Raw genomic sequence first — 17477 nt, 5'->3', positions numbered from 1 at the left:
GTCGCCCACCTCACCCCTTATCTCGCGCCGTTCATTCGTGCGCTGACGGAGTTTCTGCATGTCTACTTTCCTTGAACTCGGCGTTCCCGCCGAGCTCGCCGCTGTTCTCGCCGCCTCCGGCAAGACCGAGGCGTTCGCCATCCAGCGCGACACCCTTCCCGACTCCCTCGCCGGTCGTGACCTCCTCGGTCGCGGCCGCACCGGCAGCGGCAAGACCATCGCCTTCGCCCTCCCCCTCGTGGCACGTCTCGCCGCCTCCGGCGGTCAGCGCCGCGCCGGCCTCCCGCGCGGGCTCGTCCTCGCGCCGACCCGTGAGCTCGCGACGCAGATCGCCGCGACCATCGCTCCTCTCGCCGAAGCCGCCGGCCTGCGCGTCACGACCGTCTTCGGCGGTGTCAGCCAGCGTCCGCAGGAGCAGGCGCTGCGCGGCGGCGTCGACATCGTCGTGGCCTGCCCCGGTCGTCTCGAAGACCTCATGAAGCAGCAGGTCGTGCGTCTCAGCGCGATCGAGGTCACCGTGCTCGACGAGGCCGATCACATGGCCGACCTCGGCTTCCTCCCCGGTGTCACGCGCATCCTCACGGCCACTCCGGCCGGTGGCCAGCGCCTGCTGTTCAGCGCCACACTCGACCGCGGCATCGACACCCTCGCCCGCCGCTTCCTCTCGAACGCCGTCAGCCACGAGGTCGACGAGGAGAGCGTGCCCGTCGGCGAGATGACGCACCGAGTGCTGGTCGTCGACTCCACCGACAACAAGACCGCCCTCGTGCGCGACCTCGCGTCGGGAACCGGTCGTCGCATCCTCTTCACCCGCACCAAGCACCAGGCCAAGAAGCTCGCGAAGCAGCTGACCGCCGCCGGCATCCCCGCCGTCGACCTGCACGGCAACCTGTCGCAGAACGCTCGTGAGCGCAACCTCGGCGCCTTCTCCGCTGCCCCGGAAGACGGCGGCGTGCGCGTGCTGGTCGCGACGGATGTCGCCGCTCGCGGTGTGCACGTCGACAACGTCGACCTCGTCGTCCACGTCGATCCGCCCGTCGAGCACAAGGCGTACCTGCACCGCTCGGACGCACGGCGCGCGCCGGTGCCGCCGGTACGGTCGTGACCGTCGTGCTGCCCGAGCAGCGCCGCGACGTCAAGGACCTTCTCCGCAAGGCCGCGATCACCGCTCCCCTGGAGGACGTGACCTCGGCGACGATCACGGCTCTGGTGCCGGAGCGCGCACCGCACGTGCGCCCGGCCCCCGTGCAGGCGCCGCAGCAGCAGCAGCGGCAGTCGTCGAAGCAGCGTCCTGCCGGTGGCGAGAAGAACGGTGCGGCCAACCCGCCGTCGCGTCGTCGTCGCCGTCCCCGCTCCAACGGCGCAGGTCAGGGCGGCAGCTACTCCACGCAGAGCGGCCAGTCCCGCCAGGGCGGCCAGTCCCGTCAGGGCGGCGGCCGCGGCTCACAGGGTCGCTGACCCACCCAGCACATCGAAAGCGCCCCCTCCACTTCGGCGGAGGGGGCGCTTTCGGTTCTGCGCTCAGCGAGCGGGGAACGACCGCTCGGGCGATCCCGTGTAGAGCTGCTGAGGGCGACCGATCTTGGTCTGCGGGTCGAGCTGCAGTTCGCGCCACTGTGCGAGCCAGCCGGGCAGACGGCCGATCGCGAACAGCACGGTGAACATGCGGGTCGGGAAGCCCATCGCCTTGTAGATGACGCCCGTGTAGAAGTCGACGTTCGGGTACAGGCGACGCTCGCGGAAATAGTCGTCTGCGAGCGCGAGCTCCTCGAGCTCCTTCGCGAGGTCGAGGAGCGGATCGGTCACGCCGAGCGAGGAGAGCACCTCGTCGGCGGCATCCTTGACGAGCTTGGCGCGCGGGTCGTAGTTCTTGTAGACCCGGTGCCCGAAGCCCATCAGCTTCACGCCCTCTTCCTTGTTCTTCACCCGCTCGACGAAGCGCGAGACGCTCTGGCCGGAGTCGCGGATCTGACCGAGCATGGTGAGCACGGCCTCGTTCGCGCCACCGTGCAACGGGCCGGAGAGGGCCTGGATGCCGGCCGAGATCGACGCGAACTGGTTCGCTCCGGTCGAACCCACCAGGCGGACGGTCGAGGTCGAGGCGTTCTGCTCGTGGTCCTCGTGGAGGATCAGCAGCAGCTCGAGAGCCTTCGACATCACCGGGTTGACCTCGTACTCCTCGCTGTGCACGCCGAAGTTGAGCTTCAGGAAGTTGTCCACGAAGCTCAGCGAGTTGTCGGGGTAGAGGAAGGCCTGGCCGACGCTCTTCTTGTGCGCGTAGGCCGCGATCACAGGCAGCTTGGCGAGCATGCGCACCATGTTGAGCTCGACGTGCTCGGGGTTGTGCGGGTCGGTCTGGCCCTCGTAGTAGGTCGAGAGCGCCGCGACAGCGGACGACAGCACCGACATGGGGTGCGCCGTGTGCGGCAACGCCGAGAAGAACCGCTTGAGGTCTTCGTGCAGCAGCGTGTGGCGGCGGATCTTCTCGTCGAACTCGGCGAGCTCGGAGGCCGACGGCAGTTCGCCGTAGATCAGGAGCCAGGCGACTTCGAGGTAGCTCGTGGAACCCGCCAGCTGCTCGATCGGATATCCGCGATAGCGCAGGATGCCCTTGTCGCCGTCGATGAACGTGATCTCCGACTTGGTGGAGGCGGTGTTCACGAACCCGTAGTCGAGGCCGGTGTACCCCGTCTGCCGCGTCAACGTCGAGAAGTCGATGCTGTCGTGCCCGGCCGTGCCGCGCAGTAGCGGGAATTCGGCGGTCGTGTCGCCGATCGTCAGCTTCGCCGTCTGGTCTGCCGCAGCGCTCACGCGGACCTCCTCCTGGTGTCCGGGCCCCGCTCGTCGCGGCGACATCGGACAAGATCGTGATCAAGTCGGAACTGGCGATCTCACGGCGCTGTGCACCAGGTCGGGTCACGACCGAATCGCCTTTACAGCCTAGTAGGCACACAGGCCTACTGTGACATCCGCCAAACAGATGCCGGGTGTGAGGTGAGAACCTACAGAGACGCGCTCGCGAGTCGGCGCGCAGCCTCGATGACCCGATCCGTCGGGGCCGTGAGAGCCAGGCGCACGTGCTGGGCGGAACTCGCCCCGTAGAAAGGTCCCGGCCCGGCGAGGATGCCGAGATCGGCGAGCCGACCCATCGACTCCCAGGCGTCGCGGCCTTCGGTCGCCCAGAGGTACAGCCCCGCTTCCGATCCGTCGATGCGGAAGCCGGCGGATTCCAGTGCGGGACGCAGCGCGTCACGCCGCGCGCGGTAGAGCTCCTTCTGCACGGCGACGTGGTCGTCGTCTCCGAGCGCGACGGCCATGGCGTGCTGCACCGGTGCGGGCGGCATGAGCCCGAGATGTTTGCGAGCCGTGAGGAGGTCACCGGCGATGCGGGCGCAGCCCGCGACGAACGCGGCGCGATACCCCGCGAGGTTCGACTGCTTGCTCAGGGAGTAGACGCTGAGCAGGTTCGCGCGGCTGCCCCCGGTGACCCGCGGGTCGAGGATGGAGGGGATCGGCTCGGTCGCCCAGGGGCCGTCCCAGCCCAGCTCCGCGTAACACTCATCGCTGGCGAGCACGGCGCCGAGCTCACGGGCGCGGCGCACAGCTGCGGCGAGTTCCTCGACCGTCCAGGTGCGCCCGTCCGGGTTCCCGGGGTGTTGATCCAGATCAGCGCCGTGCCCTCCGGCCACTCCGCCGGATCGTCGGACGGGAACGTGGTCGCTCCCACGACGCGGGCGCCGACCTCGTAGGTCGGGTACGCCACGCTCGGGTGCACGACGATATCGCCGTCGCCGAGTCCGAGCAGCGTCGGCAGCAGCGCGACGAGTTCCTTGGAGCCGATCGTGGGCAGCACGTTGTCGACCGTGAGGTCGAGCACCCCCTGCGCCGCGCGTACCAGTCGACGATCGCCTCGCGAAGACTCGGCGTCCCGACGGTCTGAGGGTAGGCGTGCGCGTCGGTCGCGTCGGCGAGGGCCTGCCGGATGATCTCCGGCGTCGGGTCCACCGGCGAACCGACGGACAGGTCGACGAGGCCGTCGGGATGCTGCGCTGCGCGCTCGCGGAACGGGACGACGGCATCCCACGGGTAGTCGGCGAGGTCGCGGACGCTCACAGGACGCGCCTACTCGCCCTGGGGCGGGAGCGCGGCGATGATCGGGTGGTCGAACGCGTAGACGCCGACCTTGGCGGCTCCGCCGGGCGAGCCGATCTCGTCGAAGAACTCGACGTTGGCCTTGTAGTAGTCCTGCCACTCGTCGGGCAGGTCGTCTTCGTAGTAGATCGCCTCGACGGGGCACACGGGTTCGCAGGCGCCGCAGTCTACGCATTCGTCGGGGTGGATGTACAGCGAGCGTTCCCCCTCGTAGATGCAGTCAACGGGGCACTCGTCGATGCAGGCGCGATCCTTGACATCGACGCACGGGAGGGCGATCACATACGTCACCGCTCCAGTCTACGACTCGTGCGGCTCGGGTTCCTGCGCGGCGGGCGCCTCGGTGCGCACGGGAGGCCGTGAGAACGACGGCCACGCGATCACGAGCAGCACGATCCCGGCGACGAGATAGGTCCAGACCTGTCCGCTGAGCGAGTCGGGCACGACGACGGAGCCCCCGGGGCCGACACCCGAGATCAGCACCAGCATCCCGATCATGCCGAGACCCGCAGCCACCGCTGCTCCCCTGTCGTGCGTGAGTGCGCGCACCGCGATGAGGATCGACGCGCACGCGATCGCGGCGACGATCAGGCCGACGGGGATCGGCCCCACGCCACGCTGTGCGCGATCGTGCCGGCGATGCCGTAGACGCCGCCCACCACGGCCGCCGCCACCCAGGACAGGACTCTCGACACCCAGCTCACGCGCACCCGTCGATCCTACCGGCGACGGCTGCGGGGCCGCGGAGGAGTCGTCAACCTGCGAGGCCCAGAAGACGCAGGACCGCCGCGACCAGCGCCGCCGCGACCACCACCACGAGAAACGACTGCCGGAGCCAGAGGAGCCCTCCGGCGACGAGGAGAGCGGGCACCCGGGCATCCACCGTGATCGCCTGACCGTCGCCGAGCGTCTGCACGGCGACGAGCGCGGCGAGGAGGGCCACTGTCAACAGGTCGGAGATCCGCGCCGTGCGCGGTGCCTCGAGCACTTTGGGCGGAACGAGGTAACCGGCGGCCTTGAGCGCCAAGCAGATCAGTGCGGCGAGCAGGATCGCGCTCCAGAGGCTCATGCTTCTCCTCCCGATGGGGTGTCCGCCTGCTCCGTCCGCGGCGGCGACGCCCGACCGAGCCAGTTGAACCAGCCGACCGCGATCGCGACGACCGCGGCGACGAGCACCGGGAGCCCTGGCATGAGCAGCGGCGTGAAGGCCGCGGCGACGACGGCTGCCGCGGCGCCGACGGCCACCGCCTGCCGTTGCTTGAGCCGCGGCCAGAGCAGCGCGAGGAACGCGGCGGCGGCGGCCGCATCCAACCCCCAGGTCTTCGGATCGCCGAGCACGTCGCCGACGAGGGCTCCGACGAGAGTCGTGATGTTCCACCCGACGAAGATGCCGATGCCGGTGATCCAGAATCCCAGCTGCCGCAGCCGGGGCTGGCTCTGCGAGATCGCGACCGCTGTCGACTCGTCGATCGTGAAGTGCGCGGCTGCCGCCTTGCGGACCGGTCCGCCCGCCACGATCGGTGACATCCGCATCCCGTATGCGACGTTGCGCACGCCGAGGAGAGCGGCCGACGCGATCGCCGAGGGCAGCGCGGCGAGGCCGCCGGCCGTGAACACTCCGACGAAGGCGAACTGCGATCCCCGGTGAACATCAGCAGGCTGAGGACGCACGTCTGCCACACGTCGAGTCCGGATGCCACTGCCAGCGCGCCGAAGGAGATGCCGTACGCACTGGTCGCGAGCACGACGCCGAGCGCCTCGCGCCAGACCTCGCGCTCAGCGGTCATCCTGCCGCCCCAACTCCTTTGTTCGCTTCAGTGAACACATGACTATCATTCTGAACAGTCCCGCGTGGATAGTCAAGCGAACGAACGTTTGACATGATGAACGTATGGAGGATCTCCGCACACGCATCGCCCGCACGCTGCGCCGTGAACGGGAGGCTGTGAGCCTCTCGGTCTCCGAGCTCGCCCGACGGGCAGGTGTGTCGAAGGCGACGGTGTCACAGCTCGAAAGCGGCGCCGGCAACCCCAGCGTCGAGACGCTCTGGGCCCTCGGGGTGGCACTCGGGGTGCCGTTCGCCGTGCTGGTCGACCAGCAGGCGAACGCTCCCACGCTGATCCGCGCCGACGACCTCGCGGGTGTCCCCTCCTCCGCCGCGGCCTACAGCGCGACACTGCTGTCGGCAAGTCCTCCCGGCGCGCGACGAGACGTCTACCTGATCCAGGCCGAGCCGGGCGACCCGCGTCGCTCCGACCCCCACCATGCCGGCACCATCGAACACGTGATCCTCATCGCGGGCCAGGCGCAGATCGGCCCCGTCGGCGATCCCGTGCTGCTGAACCCCGGCGACTACCTCACGTACGCCGGCGACGCGCCGCACATCTTCGAGGCGACGGTGCCGGGCACCAGCGCCGTGCTCATCTCCGAACTGCGCTGAGCGTCACTCCGGCCCGCCCGCAGGCGAGGGGTCGGGGATCTCGTGCGGACGGTACTGCGGCAGCCGCGACGCGGGGAGGATCGCGAGTGCGCTGATGCCGGCGAGGATCAGCAGCCCGAGCTTGAGAGTGCCCAGACGGGACTCCTCGTTCACCGCGACAGCCGCATCCACCTGGGCAGGAGTCGCGTCCGTCGATTCCAGAGCCACCCGCAGATCGTCGTTGCTGATGAAGTTCAGATTGTCCATGTCGACCTGCGCCACGAGCGACGGCGGCAGCTCAGGATGCTCGACGACGGCCCTGCCCACGCTCAGCGCCAGCAGCGACACGAGCAGGGCTCCGGCCAACGCGGTGCCCACCGCCGACGCGAGGTTCTGGGTCGTCCCGCGCAACGAACCGACATCCCCTGCCAGTTCTGCGGGGGCAGCCGTGACGAGGACGTTGAACACCAGGGTGACGAGGGCGCCCTGTCCGATGCCGAACACGATGAGTCCCGCGATCGTCGGGATCGTCTCCCAGTTGTTGTTCACGACGAACGACAGCCAGACGAGCGCCGCAGTGGTCAGGATGAACCCGAACACCCCGATCGTGCGCGGCGGAAAGCGCCGGTAGAAGCGCACCACGAGCGTCGCCGTGATGAAGACGGTGAGGTTGAACGGCATCATGGCGATGGAGGTGTCGAACGGCGTGCGCCCCTGCACGATCTGGATGTACAGCGGGATGGTGAAGTTGACGCACGCCTCCAACGCGACCACGATGAACATCGCGTACACCGCCGCACGTTCCCGACCGGAGCCGAGGACGCTCAGATCGATCAGCGGGACCTTGCCCTCGGCCATCCGCTTCCTGGTCCACAGGAAGAACCCCTGCCCCAGCACCACACCGACGATGATGAACACGGGCGCAGGCGACAGGCCGAGGATGCTGAACGGCGCGGCCTCCGTCGCCGCGAGCGCGCCCCAGCCGTTCAGGTTGTTGAAGCCCAACGTCAGCAGCACGATCGCGGCGCCGATGAGCAGCGAGGCGACCAGGTCGATGCGGATCGAGGCGTCCCCCTGTCTCCGCGCAGCGTGAAGCTCAATGCGAAGACCAGCACCGCGATCCCGAGCACGATGAAGAACATGGGGCGCCATCCCACGAGCGTCCCGAGGGTGCCTCCGATGAGGAAGGCGCTGACGCCGGAGATCGCGCGGGCGGACCCGATCGCGCCGATCGCCGTCGCCTGCTGCGGTCCTCGGTAGTTCTCCGCGATGAGCGCCACGATCGACGGCACGATGATGGCGGCCGCCGCCCCGGCGACAGCCTGACCGGCGATGGCCCAGGCGATCGTGGGCGCGACGAGCATCATGACCGCCGAGCCGGCGAACAGCGCGATGACCACGCGGAAGATGAGCACCCATCCGATGCGCTGTCCGAGCTTCGCTCCCGTCATGACGAGCGCCGCGACCGCGAGCCCGTACATGACGATGGTGGTGCTGGCGACCGTCGGCGGCACGCCGAACTCGCCCACCATGCCGCCGAGGGAGATCGGCAGCGCAGCGACGTTGAACGACATCAGCACCTGCGCGAGGAACAGGCTGACCATGGGCAGCCAGGAGGTCTTCGTCGGGGTCTGTTCTGTGGTCGTCATTTCTCCTCCAGGGGTGCAGAGAGGACCCCGGTCGTGTCACGAGCGGGGACGGATGCGAAGAGGTTGAGCCCGAGCGCCCGCGAGAGGTAGCCGATCGCCATCTGCGACCTCACCGAGTTGCCCGCTTCGTCGAGACGCGGCGAGAACCCCGCGACGGCCCCCTTGCCGGGAGCGATCGCGACGATGCCTCCGGCGACCCCGGACTTCGCGGGGAGACCGATCTCGAACAGCCAGTCGCCTGAGCGCTCGTAGAGCCCGGTCGATGCGACCACGGCGAGGGTGTCCCGGCAGACCTCCTCCGAGACCACCCGCTCCCCCGTGACGGGATTCACGCCGCCGTCCGCCAACGTCGCCCCCATGACCGCGAGGTCGTGCGCGGTGACGCTGAGCGCGCACTGGCGCGTGTACACGTCGACCACCGCGTCCGGGTCGCCGTCCAGCCGACCGTAACTGCGAAGGAGACGTCCGAACGCCCGGTTGCGGTCGTTCGTCGCCGCCTCCGACGAGTAGACGACATCGTCGAGGGCGAGCGGCCGCCCCGCGAAGGCGGAGAGTCCATCCCTGATGCGCACCCACTGCTCGTCCGGCGTCGCCCCCGGTATCAGCCCGGTCGTCGCGATGGCGCCCGCATTGACCATGGGATTCATCGGATGCCCGTCGTTGAGCTCCAACGCGACGACCGAGTTGAATGCCAGGCCCGTGTTGTTCACGCCGACGATCTCGCGCACCCGCTCATGCCCGTGCTCCTGGATAGCCAGCGCGTAGACGAACATCTTCGAGATCGACTGGATCGAGAAGGCGTGCATCGCATCGCCGGCGTCGTGCAACCCGCCTGCGACCTCGATGACGGCGAGGCCGAACAGCTCGGGGTCGGCCTCCGCGAGGACCGGGATGTAGTCAGCGACACGGCCGCCGTGCTCCGAGGAGTACCGCAGATGCGCCTCGCGCACGATCTCCTCGACCCGGTCCCAGCCCGGGAGCGCGCCGGTCGACACCTCCTGCGCGACGCCTTGCCATGCGACGGGGTCGAGCATGTGTCCTCCTGGGGTCCGCGACGTCCCCAGGCGTCAGTGCCACCGTAGCGGCAGCCGGCCTCTCCGCACAGGAGTATTTCGGATCAGTACCAGTTCATGGCCTGCGAATGCGACCAGGCGCTGCAGGGGCTGCCGTACGCGCTCGAGATATAGCCGAGCCCCCAGGCGACCTGGGTCGCGGCGCTCGTCTGCCAGTCCGCCCCCGCGGCGGCCATCTTGCTGCCGGGGAGCGCCTGGGGGATGCCGGTGGCTCCTCCGTCGGCGTTGTACGCCTGGTAGTTCCAGCCCGACTCCTTGGTCCACAACGACTCCAGGCACGAGAACTGATCGGCTCCCCACCCGTACTGGCTCGACATCAGCTGTCGCGCGGTCGCCTTCGCACCCTCGACGGTGTTCGCGGCGGCCAGGTCGGCTGCGGCCTTCTCGGCGGCGGCTGCCTTCTCGGCGGCGATCCGTGCCGCCTCCTCCGCGGCCTTCTTCTCCTGAGCCGCGGTGAGCGCCTGCTGGAGAGCTTCGGTACCGGAGACCACCCGAGCCGTCTCGGACGCCGTCTCATCGGCGAGGATGTCCATCAGCAGCACCGGCATCACCTCGCGCTCGGCGAGCTTCTCGATGTCCTGCTCGAGTGCGGCCGTGTCGACGGTCGTCGAGCCGCCGACGTCGAGCCCCGAGGCGACGACCGCGTCGCCGAGATCCTCGGCGGCCAGCACGGCGCTCTTCGCCTCGACCAGGGTGACCCTGGCCTCCTCGCCGATCTGAGCCAGGGGCTCCGCACCGACGACGGTGCGAGGGACGGCTGCCGACGCGGCGGCGTTCACGGCGCCGGCGGCGGGCGTGGACGCGAGCCCCACGCTGAGCGTGATGCCCACGAGTGTCGCGGCGGTCACGCCGAGGATGGTCATCGGGCGTCGGGCGGTGACGGCTGCGCGAGCGGATGCCGCGGCGGAGGCGCGCCGAAGCGCACGGGTCTTCTGAAGCATGGGTTCGACTTTCGGGTGGTCGACTTTCGGATGGTCGCACGCCCATTCAGGAGACTCATCGGGTGATCGTCCCGGGCGCAAGTGACCGAGTCTGCATGATCAACCTGAGCGAAAACTAGCCCTCACCTGGGATTTACATGAGAAGAGGGCCTCGCACGGCCTTTCGGCGGTGCGAGACCCTCTTCCACGGAGCTGTGTCCGGCGATGTCTCAGGCGTTCGCGTCCTGACGCTTCAGACGCGCGGTCTCCCGTGCGCGGGTGTTCGCGTCGAGGTTGACCTTGCGGATGCGGACGACCTCGGGTGTGACCTCGACGCATTCGTCGTCGCGCGCGAACTCGAGGCTCTCCTCGAGCGTCAGCACGCGGGGCGGTGTCATCGACTCGAAGGTGTCGGAGCTCGCCGCACGCATGTTGGTGAGCTTCTTCTCCTTGGTGATGTTCACGTCCATGTCGTCGGCGCGGGAGTTCTCGCCGATGACCATGCCCTCGTAGACCTCCTGCGTGGGCTGCACGAAGAACGACATGCGCTCCTGCAGGGCGATCATCGCGAACGGGGTGACGACACCCTGGCGGTCGGCGACGATCGAGCCGTTCTGACGCGTGGTGATCGAACCCGCCCAGGGCTCGTAGCCGTGCGAGATCGCGTTCGCGATGCCGGTGCCGCGGGTCGTGGTGAGGAACTCGCTGCGGAAGCCGATCAGGCCGCGCGAGGGCACGATGAACTCCATGCGCACCCAGCCGGTGCCGTGGTTGGTCATGTTCTCCATGCGCCCCTTGCGGTTCGCGAGGAGCTGCGTGATCGCGCCGAGGTGCTCCTCCGGAGTGTCGATCGTGAGGTGCTCGAACGGCTCGTAGGTCTTGCCGTCGATCTTCTTCGTGACCACCTGCGGCTTGCCGACGGTGAGCTCGAAGCCCTCACGGCGCATGTTCTCGACGAGGATGGCGAGGGCGAGCTCTCCACGCCCCTGCACCTCCCACGCGTCGGGCCGTCCGATGTCGACGACCTTGAGCGACACGTTTCCGATGAGCTCCTTGTCGAGACGGTCCTTGACCATCCGGGCGGTGAGCTTGTGCCCCTTGACCTTGCCCATGAGCGGCGAGGTGTTGGTGCCGATCGTCATCGAGATGGCGGGGTCGTCGACCGTGATGGCCGGCAGCGGACGCACGTCTTCAGGGTCGGCGATCGTCTCACCGATCGTGATGTTCTCGAAGCCGGCGATGGCGACGATGTCACCGGGGCCGGCGGACTCGGCCGGGTAGCGCTCGAGCGCGCGGGTCTTCAGGAGCTCGGTGATGCGCGCGTTCTGGTGCGTGCCGTCTGCGCGGACCCAGGCCACGGTCTGGCCCTTCTTCAGCGTGCCGTTGAAGACGCGGAGCAGCGCGAGGCGGCCGAGGAACGGGCTGGAGTCGAGGTTCGTGACCCAGGCCTGCAGCGGGTGCTCGTCGTCGTACTCCGGAGCGGGGACGTGCTCGAGGATCGCCTCGAACAGCGGCTCGAGGTCGTCGTTGTCCGGCAGCGATCCGTCGGCGGGGCGGTTCTGCGATGCGGCGCCGGCACGACCGGACGCGTACACCACCGGCACGTCGAGCAGGGCGTCGACGTCGAGGTCGGGCACATCGTCGACCAGGTCGGAGGCGAGACCGAGCAGCAGGTCGTGCGCCTCTTCCTCGACCTCCGCGATGCGGGCGTCGGGGCGGTCGGTCTTGTTGACCAGGAGGATGACGGGGAGCTTGGCCTCGAGCGCCTTGCGCAGCACGAAGCGGGTCTGCGGCAGCGGTCCCTCGCTCGCGTCGACAAGCAGCACGACGCCGTCGACCATGGACAGGCCGCGCTCGACCTCTCCGCCGAAGTCGGCGTGACCCGGGGTGTCGATCACGTTGATCGTGATCTCCTTGCCCTGGGCGTGCTTGCCCTTGTAGGTGATCGCCGTGTTCTTGGCGAGGATCGTGATGCCCTTCTCACGTTCCAGGTCGTTCGAGTCCATGGCGCGCTCATCGACGTGGGCGTGTTCACCGAAGGAGCCCGTCTGACGCAGCATGGCGTCGACGAGGGTCGTCTTGCCGTGGTCGACGTGGGCGACGATTGCGACGTTGCGGAGGTCAGAGCGAAGGGCGTGCGCCATGCAGGTGTCCTAAAAGATGTGGGGTTTCGCCGGGAAGCCGACGTTTCAGGATAACGCAAGCTCAGGGCGTGTTCCTGAAAAGCAGGTCGTAGCATCGAGATCGTGACCCGACCGCAGGCTCCGTGGGACCTCCCCGACCTCTCCCCCGCTCCGTCCCGTACGCGACTGTGGTGGGAGATCTCGATCGTCCTGGCCCTGGGCCTCGGCCAGTCGGCGGTGTACGCGGTCGTGCAGTTCGTCTACCGTCTCACCGACGAGATACCGATCGCCGATCAGGTCGCGAAGCTCAACCCCTCCCGCAGCGACAGGGAGGCCTTCGACCTCGTCTATCAGGTGCTCGCGATCGGATTCTCGCTCATCCCTGTGCTGTTGGTGTGCTTCCTGCTCTGGCAGTCCCGACGACCGCACCTGGGCCGTCTCGGCCTCGACGGCACGAAGACCGGCGCGGATGTCGGACGAGGCGTCGTCCTCGTGCTCGCGATCGGCATCCCCGGGCTCGGGCTCTACTTCGCCGGACGCGCACTCGGTCTCACGGTGGCGATCGACCCCGCGGGGATCGACGCCTACTGGTGGACTGTGCCCGTGCTGCTGCTGTCCGCGGCGCGCGCCGCCCTGCAGGAAGAGGTCGTCCTCCTCGGCTACCTCTTCACCCGGCTCAGACAGCTCGGCTGGGGACCTTGGTGGATCATCGTCGGCACCGCGGTCCTGCGTGCGAGCTATCACCTCTACCAGGGGTACCCCGCGTTCATCGGGAACCTCGCGATGGGTCTGCTGTTCGGCTGGCTCTACCAGCGCAGCGGACGGCTGATGCCGTTCCTGGTCGCCCACTTCCTGATCGACGCCGCAGCGTTCGTCGGCTACCCCTGGGCTGCGTCGATGTGGCCCGACCTGTTCGGCCTCCCTGGTTGAGCGGCAGTCGGTCCGGCTGAGCGGGGGCCGGTCAGCCGGCGTTCGCGATGAGGATCGCGAGGATCGCCCACACGACGATCACCGCGAGCGCGACCAACGCCGGGCGGTCCCAGCTCCGACGGATCGGCGCATCCGCGGCGAGCGAGGCCGCGTCACGGCGCTGTTCGATCTCGGCCAGCGCACGGAGCCCCGCCGGCACCCGCTCCTCGCTGTCGCCGCGCGTCGGCATCCGAAACGAACCCGCCTTCGCGGGACCGCCGTAGCACGACACATCGCTGCCGTCGTCGAGAGAGAACACCAGCTGCCAGCGCAGCTCCACATCGCGCACCCGCCGCCAGCCGAACTCGATGCGGCGGAGCAGGTTCTGCACCGCGACGCCCTCATCGTCGATGCGCACCGACGATGCATAGGAGTTCACGTACACGATCCACAGCACGAGGAGGACCCACGGCGCCAGCAGCAGCATCTGCCCCCAGCCTGCCCGCAGGACGGCATCGCCGAGCAGGAACACGGCAAGCAGCGATCCGATGACCACCGCGGCGGGACCGGAGGGTGCGCGGAATGTCCGCACACCCTCCGACTGCTCGCTCCCACTCACGGTCAGTGGCCGCCGAGCGTGATAGCCGCACCGGGGATCGCCTGGAGCAGACGCTCGGTGTACTCCTGCTGCGGGTTCGCGAAGATGTCATCCACGGTGCCGTGCTCGACGACGCGGCCCTGCTCCATGACGCAGACCCGGTCTGCGATCACGCGCACGACAGCGAGGTCGTGGGTGATGAACAGATAGGTCAGGTCCAGCTCGGACTGGAGCTCGGCGAGCAGGTTCAGCACCTGTGCCTGCACCAGGACGTCCAGCGCCGACACGGCCTCGTCCAGCACCACGATCTCCGGCTTGAGGGCCAGCGCCCTGGCGATCGCGACGCGCTGTCGCTGACCGCCGGACAACTCGTTCGGATACCGGTCGGCGACGCTCGAAGGAGCGCCACCTGATCGAGCACCTCGAGCACGCGCTTGCGCCGCGACGCGCTGTCGCCCACACCGTGCACGCGCAGCGGCTCCGCCACGGTGTTGCCGATGTTGTGCAGCGGGTCCAAGGATCCGTAGGGGTCCTGGAACACCGGCTGCATCTGGCGACGGAGGGCCTGGAGTTCGGGCCGCGAGAGCGTGTCGGTGTCGCGCCCGTTCACCAGGATCGAGCCCGACGTCTTGGTCTCCAGGCGCAACAGCATCTTGGCAGCCGTGGACTTGCCGGACCCCGACTCGCCGACGATCGCCATCGTGGAGCCCTTCGGCACCTGGAACGACATCTTGTCGACGGCCGTGAAGTCGGTGGAGCGGAAGCCGCTCCCCCGGATCTTGTAGACCTTCGTGACGTCGCGGAACTCGATGACCGGTTCGGCCGGCACCACCTCGGTGTGCGCGAGCGATGCGAGATCGACCGTGCCCGTGGCCTCCGTGAGCACCTCGGCGAGAGGATCCACATCACCGGACACGGCGGTCTGGATGCGCTTCGACGCCAGGCTCGGCGCCGCGGCGACCAGGCGCTGCGTGTACGGGTGCTGCGGATTCTGCAGGATCTCCAGAGCGGGGCCCGACTCCACGATGCGACCACGGTGCATCACGACGAGGTTCTCGGCACGCTCGGCAGCGAGGCCGAGGTCGTGTGTGATGAACAGGACCGCGGTGTTGCGCTCCTTCGTGAGGGTGTCGAGGTGATCGAGGATGCGCTTCTGCACCGTGACGTCGAGCGCACTGGTGGGCTCGTCGGCGATCAGCAGCTTCGGATCGGAGGAGAGCCCGATGCCGATGAGGACGCGCTGGCGCATGCCGCCCGAGAACTCGTGCGGGAACTGACGCAGACGCCGATCGGCGTCGGCGAGCCCTGCCTCCTGCAACACCTGGATCGCACGCTTGCGCGCGGCCTTGCGGCCATCGGCCTGCCCGTTCGCGAGGATCGTCTCCTCGACCTGGAACCCGATGCGGTGCACCGGGTTGAGGCTGTTCATCGGGTCCTGGGGAACCAGGCCGATGAGGTTGCCCCGCACGTGCTCGATCTCGGAGCGCCCGAGCTTCGTGAGGTCGCGCCCTTCGAACTTGACGGCGCCACCCGTGACCTTGCCACTGCCGGGCAGCAGGTTGATGATCGCGTGCGCAGTGGTCGACTTGCCCGAACCGGACTCGCCCACGATCGCCATGGTCTCGCCCGGATAGATGTCGAAGCTCACGCCGCGCACGGCCGGCACGAAGCCGTCCTGCGTCTTGAACGCGACCTCCAGGTTCTCGATCGAGAGCAGAGGGACGTCGGTGTTGTGGTCGGCGGTCATCGCAGTGCCCTCGCCTTCGGGTCGAGCGCGTCACGCACCGTCTCGCCGAGCATGATGAACGACAGCACGGTGAGCGAGAGGGCGATCGACGGATAGATCAGCGGCATCGGATCGGTACGCAGACGCTGCTGCGCCATGGCGATGTCGTTGCCCCAGGAGATGAACTCCGGCGGCAGGCCGACTCCCAGGAAGGACAGCGTGGCCTCGGCCGTGATGGCTGCGGCCAGACCGACCGTGCTGAGCACGATCACCGGAGCGATCGAGTTGGGCATGACGTGCGAGAACATCGTGCGCACCCGGGAGACCCCGAGCGCCTCGGATGCCATCACGTAGTCGGCGGAGCGCACCCGCAGGATCTCGGCGCGGAGGATGCGCGCCACGGCGGGCCACCCGAAGAAGCCGATCGCGAGCGAGACCACGAGGATGTTCCGGTTGTCCAGGAACATCGACATGATGACGACAGCGGCCAGCACGTAGGGGATCGCGAAGAACATGTCGCCGATGCGCATGAGCAGCGAGTCGATCCAGCCTCCGAAGAAGCCGGCGAACGCGCCGATCACGATTCCCATGGCGGCGATGATGATGGTCACCAGGATGCCGACCGACAGCGAGGTGCCGGCGCCGTGGACGACGCGCGAATACACGTCGCAGCCCTGGAAGGTGTAACCGAACGGATGTCCTGCGGATGGCGGGTCGTTCGAGAATTTCAAATCGCACTGGAACGGGTCGACCGGAGCGAACAGGTCGGGGAACGACGCGATGATGACCAGGATCACGACGAAGACGCCGGCGGTCCAGAACATCCAGCGACCACGGAGGTCGCGCCAGGCGTCGAGCCACAGGTTGCTCTTGCGCTCGCTGACGCGGACGGCGTCGACGGCGCCGAGGCCGCCCTCGTCGGCCTCGGCCACGTAGTGCGCCATACGGCGGGTGGGACGGTTATCGGACATAGCGGATCCTCGGGTCGAGCACACCGTAGAGCAGGTCGATGAACAGGTTGACCAGGACGTAGATCACGACGAGCACGGTCACGATCGAGACGATCTCCGGCCCGTCGTGCTGGTTGATGGCCTTGAACAGCTCGTTTCCGATGCCCGGCACGTTGAACACGCCCTCGGTGACGGTGGCGCCGACGATCAGGATGCCGAAGTCGGCAGCGAGGTTCGTCGTCACGGGGATGAGCGAGTTGCGCAGCACGTGCACCGGGATGACGCGCCGCGTGGGGAGCCCCTTGCCGAAGGCCATCCGCACGAAGTCCTGCTGACGCGTCTCGATGACCGAGTTGCGGGTGAGGCGGACGACGTAGGCGAAGTTGAGAGCGGCCAGGACGATCGCCGGCAATATCAGGTCGGCCCATGGCGCGCCTCTGCCGACGGTCGGCCGGAACAGATGCAACTCGATCGCGAGGAAGTACTGCGCGATGAACGCGAGCACGAACACCGGGATCGAGATCAGCACGAGGCTCAGCAGCATCGAGGCGTGGTCGAACAGGCTGTTCTTGCGCAGGCCCGAGATGAGGCCGACGACGACCCCGAAGAGGAGCTGGATGACGATCGCCAGCAGCGCGAGGCGGAGCGTCACCGGGAACTTCGCGGCGAGGATCTCGTTGACGCTCTGACCGCGGAAGGTCGTTCCCAGGTCACCGCGGAACAGGTCGCCGAGGTAGATCAGGTAGCGCGTGAAGAACGGCTGGTCCAGGTGGTACTGCGCCTGCAAGGCGGCGTACTGCGCGTCGGTCGGCGTCTTGTCGCCGAACAGAGCGAGGATCGGGTCGCCCGGAAGCAGGAAGACCATCGAGAAGATCAGGAAGGTCGCCCCGAGGAAGACGGGTATCGCCTGGAGCAGGCGACGAATGATGTAAGCAGTCATAGCGTGAACCGAACCGCG

The 17477-nt window shown here is 68.3% G+C and carries 16 protein-coding genes and 4 pseudogenes; 3 read left to right on the top strand and 17 right to left on the bottom strand.

Going from position 1 to position 17477, the window contains the following annotated elements; all coding sequences use genetic code 11:
• The first annotated feature begins 58 nt into the window (after positions 1–58).
• Positions 59–1458 (top strand): annotated as a pseudogene (locus tag K1X59_RS07295) (DEAD/DEAH box helicase).
• A 63-nt stretch (positions 1459–1521) separates the two neighbouring features.
• Here K1X59_RS07295 and K1X59_RS07290 read toward each other — a convergent pair.
• From K1X59_RS07290 to K1X59_RS07265, 7 genes and pseudogenes are all read right to left on the bottom strand, one after another.
• Positions 1522–2811 (bottom strand): citrate synthase, encoded by a 1290-nt coding sequence (locus tag K1X59_RS07290; protein WP_183152318.1) that lies wholly within the window; start codon positions 2809–2811, stop codon positions 1522–1524.
• A 191-nt stretch (positions 2812–3002) separates the two neighbouring features.
• Positions 3003–4113 (bottom strand): annotated as a pseudogene (dapC, locus tag K1X59_RS07285) (succinyldiaminopimelate transaminase).
• 9 nt (positions 4114–4122) lie between these two features.
• Positions 4123–4443, bottom strand: a complete 321-nt coding sequence (fdxA, locus tag K1X59_RS07280; RefSeq protein ID WP_021199610.1) for a ferredoxin — start codon at positions 4441–4443, stop codon at positions 4123–4125.
• 9 nt (positions 4444–4452) lie between these two features.
• Positions 4453–4764: a histidinol dehydrogenase gene (locus K1X59_RS07275; protein ID WP_258567148.1), complete on the bottom strand. Its 312-nt coding sequence runs from the start codon at positions 4762–4764 to the stop codon at positions 4453–4455.
• Positions 4740–4862, bottom strand: a complete 123-nt coding sequence (locus K1X59_RS21105; RefSeq protein WP_258567147.1) for a hypothetical protein — start codon at positions 4860–4862, stop codon at positions 4740–4742. The genes K1X59_RS07275 and K1X59_RS21105 overlap by 25 nt, the downstream gene beginning before the upstream one ends.
• A 44-nt stretch (positions 4863–4906) precedes the next feature.
• A complete protein-coding gene (locus K1X59_RS07270; protein ID WP_220174079.1) occupies positions 4907–5221 on the bottom strand; it encodes an AzlD domain-containing protein in 315 nt (104 codons plus the stop codon).
• Positions 5218–5939 (bottom strand): annotated as a pseudogene (locus K1X59_RS07265) (AzlC family ABC transporter permease). The gene K1X59_RS07270 and the pseudogene K1X59_RS07265 overlap by 4 nt, the downstream one beginning before the upstream one ends.
• Positions 5940–6043: 104 nt before the next feature.
• Here K1X59_RS07265 and K1X59_RS07260 point away from each other — a divergent pair.
• Positions 6044–6592, top strand: a complete 549-nt coding sequence (locus tag K1X59_RS07260; protein ID WP_183152317.1) for a helix-turn-helix domain-containing protein — start codon at positions 6044–6046, stop codon at positions 6590–6592.
• A 3-nt stretch (positions 6593–6595) separates the two neighbouring features.
• Here the strand turns inward: K1X59_RS07260 and K1X59_RS21100 are convergent, their stop codons facing one another.
• The 5 genes from K1X59_RS21100 to typA all read right to left on the bottom strand — a co-directional run bounded on the left by K1X59_RS21100 (position 6596) and on the right by typA (position 12357).
• Complete coding sequence (locus K1X59_RS21100; RefSeq protein WP_244632493.1) at positions 6596–7588, bottom strand: MFS transporter; 993 nt, start codon at positions 7586–7588, stop codon at positions 6596–6598.
• Positions 7579–8220: an MFS transporter gene (locus K1X59_RS21095; RefSeq protein WP_244632492.1), complete on the bottom strand. Its 642-nt coding sequence runs from the start codon at positions 8218–8220 to the stop codon at positions 7579–7581. Before K1X59_RS21095 ends, K1X59_RS21100 begins: the two co-directional genes overlap by 10 nt.
• Positions 8217–9254: a glutaminase A gene (gene glsA, locus K1X59_RS07250; protein WP_183152316.1), complete on the bottom strand. Its 1038-nt coding sequence runs from the start codon at positions 9252–9254 to the stop codon at positions 8217–8219. The genes K1X59_RS21095 and glsA overlap by 4 nt, the downstream gene beginning before the upstream one ends.
• Before the next feature lie 83 nt (positions 9255–9337).
• Entirely contained in the window at positions 9338–10234 is an 897-nt protein-coding gene (locus K1X59_RS07245; RefSeq protein WP_183152315.1) for a phospholipase, read from the bottom strand.
• 209 nt (positions 10235–10443) lie between these two features.
• Positions 10444–12357: a translational GTPase TypA gene (gene typA / locus K1X59_RS07240; RefSeq protein WP_183152314.1), complete on the bottom strand. Its 1914-nt coding sequence runs from the start codon at positions 12355–12357 to the stop codon at positions 10444–10446.
• A 102-nt stretch (positions 12358–12459) separates the two neighbouring features.
• Here typA and K1X59_RS07235 point away from each other — a divergent pair, with 102 nt between their 5' ends.
• Positions 12460–13266 (top strand): CPBP family intramembrane glutamic endopeptidase, encoded by an 807-nt coding sequence (locus K1X59_RS07235; RefSeq protein WP_183152313.1) that lies wholly within the window; start codon positions 12460–12462, stop codon positions 13264–13266.
• Positions 13267–13297: 31 nt separating this feature from the next.
• Here the strand turns inward: K1X59_RS07235 and K1X59_RS07230 are convergent, their stop codons facing one another.
• The 5 genes and pseudogenes from K1X59_RS07230 to K1X59_RS07215 form a co-directional block, all read right to left on the bottom strand.
• Positions 13298–13837, bottom strand: a complete 540-nt coding sequence (locus tag K1X59_RS07230) for a PH domain-containing protein (protein WP_244632491.1) — start codon at positions 13835–13837, stop codon at positions 13298–13300.
• Between the two features lie 29 nt (positions 13838–13866).
• On the bottom strand, positions 13867–14145 hold the full coding sequence (locus tag K1X59_RS22810; protein WP_396652606.1) for a hypothetical protein: 279 nt from the start codon (positions 14143–14145) through the stop codon (positions 13867–13869).
• 42 nt (positions 14146–14187) lie between these two features.
• Positions 14188–15461 (bottom strand): annotated as a pseudogene (locus tag K1X59_RS07225) (ATP-binding cassette domain-containing protein); the annotation flags it as partial.
• A gap of 125 nt (positions 15462–15586) precedes the next feature.
• Positions 15587–16540, bottom strand: a complete 954-nt coding sequence (locus K1X59_RS07220; protein ID WP_183152310.1) for an ABC transporter permease — start codon at positions 16538–16540, stop codon at positions 15587–15589.
• Entirely contained in the window at positions 16530–17459 is a 930-nt protein-coding gene (locus K1X59_RS07215) for an ABC transporter permease (RefSeq protein ID WP_183152309.1), read from the bottom strand. The genes K1X59_RS07220 and K1X59_RS07215 overlap by 11 nt, the downstream gene beginning before the upstream one ends.
• Positions 17460–17477: the final 18 nt, after the last annotated feature.

It is taken from the genome of Microbacterium sp. Se5.02b, from assembly GCF_019464375.1.
Taxonomy (GTDB): domain Bacteria; phylum Actinomycetota; class Actinomycetes; order Actinomycetales; family Microbacteriaceae; genus Microbacterium.
The sequence above is the reverse complement of the archived record's forward strand: the minus strand, read 5'-3'. Positions and strand labels throughout refer to the sequence as shown.

What these genes read in the sequence shown, in the direction of transcription:
- K1X59_RS07270 (WP_220174079.1), bottom strand. Translation starts at nt 5,221, where the DNA reads ATGAGCCTCTGGAGCGCGATCCTGCTCGCCGCACTGATCTGCTTGGCG.
- K1X59_RS07260 (WP_183152317.1), top strand. Translation starts at nt 6,044, where the DNA reads ATGGAGGATCTCCGCACACGCATCGCCCGCACGCTGCGCCGTGAACGG.
- K1X59_RS21095 (WP_244632492.1), bottom strand. Translation starts at nt 8,220, where the DNA reads ATGACGACCACAGAACAGACCCCGACGAAGACCTCCTGGCTGCCCATG.
- glsA (WP_183152316.1), bottom strand. Translation starts at nt 9,254, where the DNA reads ATGCTCGACCCCGTCGCATGGCAAGGCGTCGCGCAGGAGGTGTCGACC.
- K1X59_RS07245 (WP_183152315.1), bottom strand. Translation starts at nt 10,234, where the DNA reads ATGCTTCAGAAGACCCGTGCGCTTCGGCGCGCCTCCGCCGCGGCATCC.
- typA (WP_183152314.1), bottom strand. Translation starts at nt 12,357, where the DNA reads ATGGCGCACGCCCTTCGCTCTGACCTCCGCAACGTCGCAATCGTCGCC.
- K1X59_RS07220 (WP_183152310.1), bottom strand. Translation starts at nt 16,540, where the DNA reads ATGTCCGATAACCGTCCCACCCGCCGTATGGCGCACTACGTGGCCGAG.
- K1X59_RS07215 (WP_183152309.1), bottom strand. Translation starts at nt 17,459, where the DNA reads ATGACTGCTTACATCATTCGTCGCCTGCTCCAGGCGATACCCGTCTTC.